Here is an 11,851-nt window from a genome sequence, read left to right as displayed (position 1 = left end):
TGGGCATACAAAAATCCCTCCATAATTGTCAGATGAATTATGATATTTCATCTGACAACCACAAAGGGATTATCGCAGTTAGTCATTTGCGGGCGGAACGTTCTTTTCCTTGAGCGAATTCAGATTAACGGCCTTGCTCCAGCCGGTCCATGGTTTTGTTTAAGGCCTCGTCAACGCGATTGTTGTTGCGGTTTGTGGCGTGACCCTTCACCTTTTGGAAAGTCAGGTCGTCAAATCGGGCAACCTGCTTTAACAGCTCCTGCCACAAAAGGGCGTTCTTAACTTCCTTGCCGCCCTTGCGCCAGTTGTTTTGTTGCCACTTGACGTACCACTTTTGCTGCATGGTGTTGATGACATAGGCGGAGTCGGAGTAGACGGTGACGGGGAGGTCGGTGCGCTTCATGGCGGTCAGTCCCTGAATCACGGCCATGATTTCCATATAGTTGTTCGTTCGGCCGAACTCGCCATCCGTCAGCAGCTTTTCGTGGTCGCCGAAAATGAGTAATGCCGCCCACGCGCTGGGGTCGGTGTCCATGACGCTGCCCCCGGCGAAGTTACCGTGGTTGCGGTTGCCACCGTCAGTGTAGATTTGAATATCCAATGTTGTAGTCACTCCAAATTAATAATGTTGTCTGCCAGTTGTGTCGCCCTAGACTTTGGCTTGGCCGACGTAAATTGCCGCGACGATGAGAATCGGGCTGGCGATGATAATTCCGACCGCGCCGAAGAGGTGTGCGGCCAGACCCGAGATGGTCGCGCCCAAGATCAGTGCGATGATGGCGCCGGCGGAATCACGGGCCGCAATTAGCTGGCTGTGATCGTGACGCACGAGCCAGTCGAAGAAACCCTCGGCCGCGGTGCGCAGGTTCCCCGTCATCATGATGGACATGTAGGGCTTGCCCCGCAGCCGCCGGAATTCCTGCAGCTGGGCGGCGGCGATGATGGCCACGAGTGAGCTCGTGACCGTGTCGGATACGTGTGGTGCCACGAGGGCGGTCACTACGGCCATGCCCGCCTCAAACAGGAGGACAATAACGGCACGGCGGCGTTTTGCTTCAGGCGTGTTTAACGCGTGCTGCAGGCTGCGAATGAAGGCCGTGCCGACTGCGAACACCAGGAAGGGAATCAGATGGGCCGTGAAGTCGTGCCAGTCGCCGCGGCCAGCGCTGACCCCCATGAGAATCATGTTCCCAGTTTGCAGACCAGCGAAGACACCGCCATGTGCTACGTATGTATAGGCATCGAGGGCCCCAGCATTGGCGGCCAGCAGGAGGCCGAGTGGCAGGCGCTCGGTGATGGGGAATTTTTCAGTCATGACTCACCTCAGAAAAAAAGATACTTCCATCATATCCTTAAGCGGGAGGTAGCGCCAGTCGCAACGGGCGGCGTCGGGTACGTGTACCGTAGTTAAGGCTGCAGGAATTCGGCATCACTAGCCGGATTCAACCGCCGCGCAGCCACGCCAAGGGGTAATCGTGAACGTTTTGCGCTAACGGGCGGCAAATGTTAAAATGTGACGGATATGCAGAAAAACGTCACAGTGATTTTGCGTTATTATTAAGTGGTAAATGTCCAATTAGCGGACGTCAAAATTAACTTAGGGGAACGGCGCGTCTGCGTCAGCCCCAAATTCGTGGAGGAATACATTCGATGGAAAACAAGCGGCTCTCCCGGCGTGACCTGTTCTTTATTGGGACCATGCTCTTCGGGCTGTTCTTTGGTGCCGGGAACTTAATCTTCCCGGTGTTCCTGGGACAATCAGCCGGACACAACATCATTCCCGCGGTACTCGGCTTCCTGATTTCTGGAGTGGGACTGCCGCTTCTGGCGGTGGCGGCCATTGGGATGAGTCGGACTGACGGGGTGTTTGGCCTCGCCGCCAAGGTCGGCCGACCATTTGCCTACGTTTTCACCGTGATTTTATATCTCGGGATTGGGCCATTGTTCGCCACCCCGCGGCTTGCGACCATCTCGTATGAAATCGGGCTGGATCCATTTATCCCGGACCGCTACCAGCATGTGGCGCTCGCCATCTTCTCACTTCTCTTTTTCGGGACCGCGTGGCTGCTGGCCCGCAAGCCGAGCAAGATTATGCTGTACATCGGTAAAATCCTGACGCCGGCATTCCTGATTGCGCTGGTTCTGCTGCTAGGGTTTGTCGTGCTGTTCCCGATGGGCGGCATGGACGTGGCACCCGTTGCGGAGTACAAGCACATGGCGTTCAGCACCGGGTTTAGTTCCGGCTACATGACCATGGATGCACTGGCCGGGCTCGCGTTTGGCATTATTGTGGTGCGGGCCATCCAGAACCTCGGGGTGACGCGGCCACAAGATATTGCGCTGGGCACCATCAAGGCCGGAGCAATTTCGGCAGTCTTCATGGCCATTCTTTACGCGGTGCTGGCCTACATGGGCCTGACCGCGATTAGCGAATTCGACCGGGCCAGCAATGGTGGCATCATTATTGCCGAAATTGCGCGGTATTACTTCGGCACCCTGGGGAGCCTGCTCACGGCGATAATTGTAATCTTGGCCTGCTTGAAGACCGGCGTTGGCCTCATTACCGCCTTTGGGGATACGTTCAAGGAGCTGTTCCCGAAGACCAATTACCAGTGGCTCATTCTTGGCGCAGCCGGGGTGCCACTGCTCCTGGCAAACATCGGGTTGACCCAAATCATTGCCATCTCGGAACCGTTCCTGGATTTGCTGTACCCAATCGCGATTGTTCTGATATTGCTTGGGTTGCTCTCCCGGACGTTTGGGGATGCGCGGCCGGTGTACGTCACGACCATCGCGTTCGTGACAATTCCCGCGGTCTTGAGCGGTCTGGATGCTTTGCCCGCTAGTCTGCACCACGGCGCACTTCAGTCGATCATTAACCTCGGGCAGTTCTTGCCCGGCTTCGACCAGAGTCTAGGGTGGACCGTGCCCGCGTTAGTTGGCTTCATAATTTCCTTTGCCGTCGTCAAGGTCAAGGCACGGCGCGGATAACCATACAATCAAAAAACGGCTCACGCAAATTGCGCGGCCGTTTTTCATTGCTTCAAACTGGGTTTTATTTTGTTTCTTGGACTTGCTGAGGTCGGTTAAGCCCGCTTCTTTTCGGGTAAGTCGTCTTCGGGCTTTGGCGCGGGCCCGACTTCGTCCTTGCTCTTGACGGGGTTACCGTTAACTGCCAGCACGTTTTTGAAGCTGACCACAATCCGACCATTTAATTCCGGAACGTTGGGGCCGTCAACGGCTGCGTCGAATTCAGTAATCTCGAGCATTGCGGAATTTTCGTAATTCTTCATGACCTTACCCTTGAACTGCTTGGTCATGTCCTCTTTCACTTGTGCGGTGAGCTCGTCACCTGGCTGAATGGTGAATTTTGCCATTTCCATGCCTCCAATCTGAATTGATATGCGCATTGTAGAGCCATAATCGGTCATTGCCAACCATAAATCCCTGACTATCGCTGGTCGTTACCAATTCTTATAACATTGGACAAAATGGTTAAAAAAAGCCGGTGTTATTTGCAAATTCGCTACATTTATCGGCTTTTTGGCGGGAATGCATGCGTGGCCAAATGACTACGAAACGTAATGCGATTGTCACCGAAGTGCTATGCAGGCAACTTGCGCATTTGCAAGTTAAGCCCTAAAATTAAAATGAATGTGAATTAGTCCACTTGTGGAGGAGGATTTTGTGATGGCAGAAAATAATCTGCAGTTCGATCAGCTTTCAGAATCAGCGCAGACAATTGCGGTAAATCAGTTTGGTAAGTTTTACGTTCAGCACTTTCGGGCAGATGGTCTTGATTTGTTCGCACAGTTGGAACGGTCAGGGTACATCGCCGACATTAACCAGTACTTAATGGAAAACGCGGCACTGCACAGTGATGAATTGCTCGCGGGCCTCGTCAAGAACCGTTCGGCTAACTTGGTACTGCTCATTAAGGCACTTGGCATTACGTTCGCCGAAGATGGGACCGCACAGCCGTCATTGGCACAGTGGTACCTCAATCAGAAGACTCAACTAGCTACAGCAAGCTAAAGATACTAACTAAAAATGAGCAAAAGACCGTCGCAATCAGTTTGCGGCGGTTTTTTTGTGTCCTTAATTTTGGTGGGGGGGTCAAGCAAAATGTAGCGGGTTAGCGGTGAATATTTCGATTGCATATTTGTCTAAATAACATCGGGCACCGTTGCCAATAAGATGACTAAGCCAAGTGATATAAAGGTATATACCTATTTATCGCACGTTAATTCAGACATTAAAAAACTCAGTTTGTGCTTACAATGTGTTAGTGAAATACAAGAACAGGTGTTATTTGGGAAAATAACGTCAGTTTTTTTGTACGCGTTTTCATTGATATAACGGCACGCGTACCTTGTCCATAATTTTTGCAATTAAAAAACACTCGTTACTATATACACGAGCCTATGTAACCGTTTAGATTTAGATTATAGGGAAATGACTCGTGGCATACATCAAAGTGAGGTGATTGGTCGGCATGCTTCTGGTAGCACAACTCTGGGGACGTGCGAAGCTGCACTCCCCCTAACTAAACGAGAGGAGGAGCAAGATGCGCAAATTTTTGACGAGTATTGCAGCATTCGCCATCATCCTGATGCAAATTCAGGGCGTGTTCGGGCTAACCAGCCTGAACACCGTTACTGCGCGCGAGGAACAAGTCATTCTGGATAATGACGCCGCGCGTGTTAGTGTTTCGGCGGAAGTGGTCGAAGAGACCATCGAATGGACGCTGCAGTACACGAAGCGCGCACCAGATGACGTGACCATGCGTTCTATTCGCGTCAAACTGGCCCAGGCCGAGGATGGCACGGGCACGGTGGTGCGTAAGGAAGGCGATTTGACCAAGAAGGACGGTGACGACTGGTACCGCGAAGCTGAATTCACTAACACAAGTGAGGGCAAGCTTGTGGTCACCACGCCGCTGGACGCAAAACAGCTAGTTGCTTGGCTGCAGATCGATAGCCAAACAATGGGCAAGGCCACAACCGATGTGCTGACCGGCGCCGATGCGGAAGCAAAGGTGGTGGCGGCTCCGGAAATTCCGGTGACTGAAGAAGAAACGGTGGTTGAAGAGCCGAAAGAAGAGCCAAAGGAAGAACCAACAACTGATAGTCGTCCTGTAGAATCAGAGAAACCAGAATTGACGGAGCAACCTGAGGCAGGACAGGACCAAGAAAAACAAAATGGCGAAGGCGCCGTCGCTGAGGAACCAATTAAACAAGGTGACGATGAAAAAGCTGTCGCGGAGGCCGAGAAAAAAAAGTCCAAGGCCTTAGTAGGCTTTGACAACGTTACAGCCCCTTCAGGAACGGCAATTAGCGCACTTAGTCTAAGTCTTTCAGACAGTGCAGTCTCTAATTTAAAAGTTAATTCAAATGTGGGCCAACTTCATAGTAAGAACACTGGCCAAACATCAAGTTATGGTAGTCGGGGCGAAATGGAAACAACCATTTATCAACGATACTACGGAACAAGTGCTAAAGCTGTAACCTTTGACAATTGGGCAGCAGCACGTCAAGCCACAATCAAGTTGGACTATGACAATGTTGGGACTGCGATTATCGGGGGAACTCCAACAAGAATTGGTGCTTACGTGGAAGTGAAAAACATGACCACGCGTGGCCGCGACTGGGGCACAACTCTGAATAGTATTAACGGACAAGCTGGAATGGATTTTTCGACCAATTTCTATTCCGGATTAGCACTTGCTAACATTTTGACATTCGATTGGGACGTAACTTTTTACGTTAATCAGGGTGGTCAAAATGTGCCAATTCAATTTAACAACGCAGGTGGCAATACCTCGGAACTAATGTTCACGTCTCTTAACCCTGGCGAGTTTGTTCAGGCAAATGGCGGGTTAGGAACGGCACACTATTCCGAAACACACGTTGGTAGTTATGAATGGTTCGCCCAGTCCTCAGTTGGTACTGGTATGAGTGCTACCGTCGCCAACAACAAGAATGCTTTTACCACGGCATACAACAATTCCAAAAATGGAAGTTCACTAGTGAAAAATGGTTTCACTTCACATGTTTTTGGAGATTGGAACACGCGCACTACTCCAATTGCAGTAACAGATACGAACAAGTGGGAAGACCGGATGGGCGCTCCGTCATTTCATAATGGTGCAGTCTCGTTTGATTTGAACGGATCAACGTTCAGCTTCACACGTTGATCATTCGGAACCTCGAATAACTCTTGGCTGGCGCTATCAAGTGCTAAGTATGAAGCACCGATGCCAACCACGATGATTAACACCAAGACGGTTACCGATAAGGAAATTAAAGGTGGTGGTGCGCCTAAAGATGTCGTGGCCGGCCAGTTGTGGACAGACAATAATCTGCATGAACAAGACATTTCAGATCGATTTGATCCAACTAAGCCGTTCTACTACTTCATTAACCAGGAAGTCTATTCCACGGCGCAAGTAGTGAACAAGCCAACATCAATTACCATCACAGATACTCTACCAGAGGGTATTGCCTTGACTAATTCAGGTGCCGATGCATACAAATCGATTACGCTTTACTCTGATCACCATGAAGGAGCAGAAGGAAATACCGTAGCTCTTACTGGCAATCAAGTTAAATATGTTGGCAATAAGGTAACAATCACTCTCGACTACAGCCAGATAACACAGATGCAGTTCGTTGGTGGTTACTTCTCAGCACGCCTGCAGGTAAAACTGACGCAAGATCCTGAGACAATCGATATTAATGAAAGTCCCAAGGTATTGAGTAATAGAGCGACGGTGGAAATGTCACTTGCGGACGTTGACTACAAAAAAGACACTAACCAGGTCGATGTTGAGATTAGCCGAACGATTAAATACGGCGACATCGAATTTGTGAAGGTTAACGAACTTGGTCGTGAGTTGAAGGGGGCAACCTTTGGCATCTTTAAGGATGGTAAACAGGTTGGCCAAAGCCAAGTCACCACTGACAATGGTCAGGTTAGTTTCAAAAAATTAGAAGCCGGGACCTATATTCTTAAGGAACTTAACCCTCCAGATGGTTATAAGCCGATTGGTGACGTCGAAATTACGATTGACGTTGATGGAAATGTCCATTGGCCTAAAGGGGTTCTGACTGACGGCAACAAGCTTAAGAACTACTTCAACGAAACCGAATTAACTTTGATAAAGAAAGATAGCGTAACTGGCAGTAATCTTCCTGATGCAAAGTTTGAGGTTCGTGACGCCAGTGGGAATCTTTTCACATCGGGCACCTCAGATGAAAATGGAAACGTTAAGTTTGATAAGGCACTGCCAGCAGGTTCCTACACCATTAAAGAAGTGTCGGCTCCGGATGGTTATGAGCTCCTTGCTGGAGAATTCAAATTGACCATTGCTAAGGATGGAAGTGTAACTGAATTCAGGTACACGGGTTCTGATGTTAACAACGATCAACGAGTCAACGTTGAACTTGGTAAAGATGGTGACAAAAATGAGTTAACCATCACCGCCAAGAACCAAGCCAAAGCACCACCAGCACTCCCAATGACCGGTAGCACCGGTGTCCAAATCTTCGTGATTATCGGACTCATTGTCATTGGTCTTGCGGGGATGTGGAAGCTAAACGATTGGCGCAAAAACCGGGGAGGTGAAGGAGATGCTTAAGCGGCTACTAATGACGCTGGCGGCAATGATGCTTGCCCTCCCAATGATCGGCATGCAGCAAGCTCGCGCAGCAACCAATGACTCCGCGGAGATAGTGCTCCATAAGCGCATCTTCCCGATGTACGGTAACGACGGCAAGCAGTACGAAAACGACGGACTGCAAAAGGACAAGTCAGACGAAATGCTGACCAAGACCACCGGCGTGAACGGGGTGGAATTCAAGGTTTACGATGCCACGCAGCTTTACAAGGACGCGCTGGCAAAAGACCAAACCCCAAGCGAGTTTGTCCGTGAATACACGGCGCTGGATCTGAACGCTGCGGCTAAAATCGCGGCGGGATTGGACCTTGCTGGTAACGGTAATGCGGGACTCGGGACGGTACGCACCCAAGAAGACGACGCACTTAGCGAAGACGGAATTGGCCGTATCTCCCTGCCGCAGCGCCAAAACGGCCACGTGGCGGCGTATTACCTGATTGAAACAGGTTCAAATAACGCGCATGTCGATGTGGATTTGGCCAAGTCAGCGCCCCTCATGATTATCATGAACGTGCGCGACCCGCAAACAAACGAGAAGCTGAACACCATCCACATTTATCCGAAGAACGACGCCTACGCTCGTGACCCGTGGTTCTTCAAATACGGAGTGACGGCAGAAGGCGACAAGGTGCGGCTGGAAGGCGTTCAGTACGTGATTTCCAAGGCCGGCGCCAACAACCAGCGGCTATACCTCGGCAAGTACACTGCCAACCAGGTGGTGCTTGACTGGCTGCCAAGTACGGACCCGAAAAATGACGACCGGCTGGCAACATTTACCTCTGACAAGAACGGACTGGTGGCGACACCGGATCTGTACCTGAAGGGTGGTAACTACGAGTTCAACGAAATTAAGGCGCTGGACGGATACATTCTTGATGACACACCAATCACGATTGAGGTGTCCGACCGGATGTACGACGATAACGGCAATTACCAGTGGACGCTCGTCAACGGTACGCCGATTTACGAGAGCCCAACCGGAATTTTGCCGGAAAACATTATCGAAGAAGGCAAACCGCGCGTGTACAACTACGCGGAGGAAGTTCCGGAGATTCCGGACACCGGCACCACGACACCAACAAAGCCAGGCAACCCGGATGCACCAACGACGCCGACCAAGAAGCCGGCGCCAAGCGGGCTCCTGCCACAGCTGGGTGCACACCTAGACGCAATCCTCATTATCGTCGGCCTGGTGCTGATGGCATGGGTGACAATGTGGTGGCGCCTGAAGTCCAAGCACGTCGAGAATTTCAAATAATTAAATAGCCGAGCAACGCGGTCAAACGCGTCTATCGGCGAATTGACAGCGTGAATACCTAATTCACTTTGCCAATTTTCCGATAGACAACTGGCCGGAAGATAAAGACTTGGACCCAAAGAGCGCGGCCGGGAGTTAACGCGAAGCTGGCAAATTGAATAAGGAGCAACTGGCAACATGACCAAACAACGCGCGCGTTCAGCATGTGAACGCAATCCAAGACGGCGCGACAGGGAAGTGACCACGGGTTAACCCGAGCGGCCACACCCCGCCGTTTGACAAAATTAGGGGGATTTCTAATGAAGACGAATCTGATTAGCCGCACATGGCGCGGAACGATGGCAATCGCAATGGCGCTGACGACAGCAGGATCCATGATGAGCGCGGTTCCGACCATGGCAGCCGGCAGCAAAGCTGACACCGCGAACATCACAATTAACAAAAAAGACGGGCTGAACTTTAACGATTTCGTTCCGAACACCGGTGAAAGTATGAGCGATGATGATATTGGCAAGCTGCCATACGTCAACGATGTTGGGTTTACGGTCTATGACGTTAGCGACTACTTCTACGGCGAGTTCGACGGCAAGAACCACGACGATTTGTACAAGGGACTGCAGGATAATTGGGAAAAGATTTACGCAGATAACGAGGATGCCATCAAGGTGGCAAAGACAGAACAGATGACAGCAGGCGAAGGTAAAACTACCTTCACGGACTTGCCAACCAAGGTGACATACAATGGTGCAACGCGTAACGCGGTGTACGTAATTATTGAAACAACGCACAGTAAGGAAATGGCGCCGAGTCGGCCAATGGTAGTGGCACTGCCTGCTTACAAGGCGGACGGAACGACCGAAAACAAGGATATCCAGCTTTACCCGAAGAACTACGGGGTGGACAAGGTGCTCCTTGATGATAAGGATCAGCCACTGAAGGAAGAAGGCAACGTATACGACTACGAGGTCGGCAAGGTGCTGACGTACGAAGTGAAATTCGCCATTCCGTCAGACATTGGCCACACCAAGGCCAACGGCACGGATTCACTGTACAACAAGTTCTCGATTAGTGACGCAATGACCACAGTCGGGGCAACATTTGAGGGTATTCAATCAATGGATATCGCCGGTAAAGATGTTTTGGCTGAACTTGGCGAGGGCGCTCATGGTGTGACCTTTACACCTTCACCGTCTGATGACACTAGTAAGCCCGCTTCATGGCAGCTGGATTACGCAATTACAGATGCGACGATGCGGAACACCTTGGCTAAACATGCCGGTAAGACCGTAGTCATTCGCTACCAGGTAAAGATTAACGAGGCTGCGGTGCCAAACAAGGACATCAACAACCAGCTGAATGTGACGCTCGACCGCAACGGTACGCCGATTGACCAAAAAGATGATGGTCCAAACGTAACTACCCGTGGTGCGAAGTTCAAGAAGGTCGACAGTCAGACTAATGATGGTCTGGGAGATGCTAAATTCTACATCCGCAATTCCGATGGCGAGTACGCTAAGTTTGAAAACGACAACTGGGAAAATCCAAAGAGCATTGCGTGGAAGGCAACTAAGGAAGAAGCGACCAAGATTGAAACACCACAAAGTGGGGAAATCACAATTATTGGGCTGGATTCCGGTTCTTACACCTTGATTGAAGAAACACCACCAAAGGACTACATGGAACCACTTAACCCAGAAACAGATTTCGAAGTTAATGAGAATTCCTTCACCCTCACGGAACTTAGCTACATTAAGAACACCAAGGAAAACCCAGGCACCCTGCCAATGACTGGTGGTATCGGGATCATCACCTTGATTGTTATCGGGGGCACGATGATGGGCGCATCCGCACTGAAGAAGAAGGAGGACTAACTCCATGAGTGAACTCAGTCATCGGGGTAAACGTGGTGAACCCCCATAGCGACGCAAAACGGAACGGGAAGAAGGAGGCAAAACGATGGCGAAAACAACCAACCGGCGGCGCGGCATTTTTATCCGGCGTATGATTTTTACTATCGGGCTGCTTATCTGTCTGTTCCCGTTTGCGATGCGGGCAATCAATTACGTCCAGGTGTATCAGGACATGGCAAGGGTGCGGCAGGACAAGGAGGACCAAGAACGACGGGCAAAAGCACTGGCTAAAAACCAGGATCAGTCCATTGATTTGGACCATTATGGTACCAGTCAGCTGCGTAAAGAATTGGCCAGCCACCTGCTCGGATCCATTGCTATTCCCGCCATCAAGGTTCAGTTACCTCTGTTCGACAATGTGTCGGATAACGCGCTGAATCACGGGGCGGGGGTTGTTCCGGGTACTAGTGCGCCAGTCGGGGGTAAAAATACCCACACGGCGATTTCGGCGCACAGCGGACTACCGACGAAAACGATGTTTAGTGATCTGCACGAACTCACCAAGGGGGATGAATTCGTCATTACCGTTGCGGGTAAGCACCGCGCGTACAAGGTGGATAAGATTCAGGTAATCAAGCCGACCGACACGAAGGCCCTGCAAATTCAGGCAGGGCGTGATCTCGCAACGCTGCTCACCTGCACCCCGGTTCCAGCCAATACCCACCGACTATTGGTAACGGGGCACCGCGTTCCGTACACGCCTGCAACTGCCGCAAAGGTTAAAGCGGCGAGCCAGTCAGGTCTTTGGCGCAACATCGTAATTCTCGCCGGCATCTTCTGGGCGTGTGTCACGCTGATTTTCTATCAGGTGTGGCGCGCGCGGAAGGCCCGCAAATAAAGAGAAAAGCAGGGCGATGCTCTGCTTTTTTGCGTGCAGTGAAAGAACAAAAGCGTGCTAATCAACGGACCTGTTGCTACCAGGGAGGTCTTGGCTGTTCGGTAGCGCAATGACAATTTTGACGGGCGTGCTTACCAAGACTACCTTTTTTCTGCTACAATCGGGTA

Annotated in this window: 10 protein-coding genes; 7 read left to right on the top strand and 3 right to left on the bottom strand. The window is 50.9% G+C overall.

From position 1 onward, the window contains the following. Positions 1–124: 124 nt before the first annotated feature. Together EKN00_RS08835 and EKN00_RS08830 are read right to left on the bottom strand one after the other, a co-directional pair. Complete coding sequence (locus EKN00_RS08835; RefSeq protein ID WP_127849770.1) at positions 125–601, bottom strand: ribonuclease H family protein; 477 nt, start codon at positions 599–601, stop codon at positions 125–127. 48 nt (positions 602–649) lie between these two features. Then, entirely contained in the window at positions 650–1,315 is a 666-nt protein-coding gene (locus tag EKN00_RS08830) for a YoaK family protein (protein ID WP_127849769.1), read from the bottom strand. Between the two features lie 335 nt (positions 1,316–1,650). On the opposite strand from EKN00_RS08830, the gene brnQ reads away from it, so the two are divergent. After that, on the top strand, positions 1,651–2,991 hold the full coding sequence (gene brnQ, locus EKN00_RS08825) for a branched-chain amino acid transport system II carrier protein (RefSeq protein WP_127849768.1): 1,341 nt from the start codon (positions 1,651–1,653) through the stop codon (positions 2,989–2,991). Positions 2,992–3,086: 95 nt separating this feature from the next. On the opposite strand, the gene EKN00_RS08820 is transcribed toward brnQ, so the two are convergent. After that, positions 3,087–3,377: a DUF2187 domain-containing protein gene (locus tag EKN00_RS08820; protein WP_206611277.1), complete on the bottom strand. Its 291-nt coding sequence runs from the start codon at positions 3,375–3,377 to the stop codon at positions 3,087–3,089. A 313-nt stretch (positions 3,378–3,690) separates the two neighbouring features. Here EKN00_RS08820 and EKN00_RS08815 point away from each other — a divergent pair, with 313 nt between their 5' ends. The 6 genes from EKN00_RS08815 to EKN00_RS08790 all read left to right on the top strand — a co-directional run bounded on the left by EKN00_RS08815 (position 3,691) and on the right by EKN00_RS08790 (position 11,684). Continuing rightward, positions 3,691–4,035 carry a hypothetical protein gene (locus EKN00_RS08815; protein WP_127849767.1) on the top strand — a complete coding sequence of 115 codons (345 nt, stop codon included), beginning with the start codon at positions 3,691–3,693 and terminating at the stop codon, positions 4,033–4,035. 532 nt (positions 4,036–4,567) lie between these two features. Next, the gene (locus tag EKN00_RS08810) at positions 4,568–6,196 is read left to right on the top strand and encodes a hypothetical protein (RefSeq protein WP_127849766.1); all 1,629 of its coding nucleotides are present in this window, start codon (positions 4,568–4,570) and stop codon (positions 6,194–6,196) included. 72 nt (positions 6,197–6,268) lie between these two features. Continuing rightward, entirely contained in the window at positions 6,269–7,639 is a 1,371-nt protein-coding gene (locus EKN00_RS08805; RefSeq protein WP_164848086.1) for an LPXTG cell wall anchor domain-containing protein, read from the top strand. Then, entirely contained in the window at positions 7,632–8,936 is a 1,305-nt protein-coding gene (locus tag EKN00_RS08800) for a pilin N-terminal domain-containing protein (protein WP_127849764.1), read from the top strand. The genes EKN00_RS08805 and EKN00_RS08800 overlap by 8 nt, the downstream gene beginning before the upstream one ends. Positions 8,937–9,235: 299 nt before the next feature. Continuing rightward, a complete protein-coding gene (locus tag EKN00_RS08795) occupies positions 9,236–10,807 on the top strand; it encodes a SpaH/EbpB family LPXTG-anchored major pilin (protein ID WP_127849763.1) in 1,572 nt (523 codons plus the stop codon). Positions 10,808–10,892: 85 nt separating this feature from the next. Next, positions 10,893–11,684, top strand: a complete 792-nt coding sequence (locus tag EKN00_RS08790; protein WP_127849762.1) for a class C sortase — start codon at positions 10,893–10,895, stop codon at positions 11,682–11,684. Positions 11,685–11,851: the final 167 nt, after the last annotated feature.

The sequence above is a fragment of the Lacticaseibacillus hulanensis genome (genome assembly GCF_004010095.1).
GTDB lineage: Bacteria > Bacillota > Bacilli > Lactobacillales > Lactobacillaceae > Lacticaseibacillus > Lacticaseibacillus hulanensis.
This window is presented reverse-complemented; position numbering and strand designations above follow the sequence as displayed.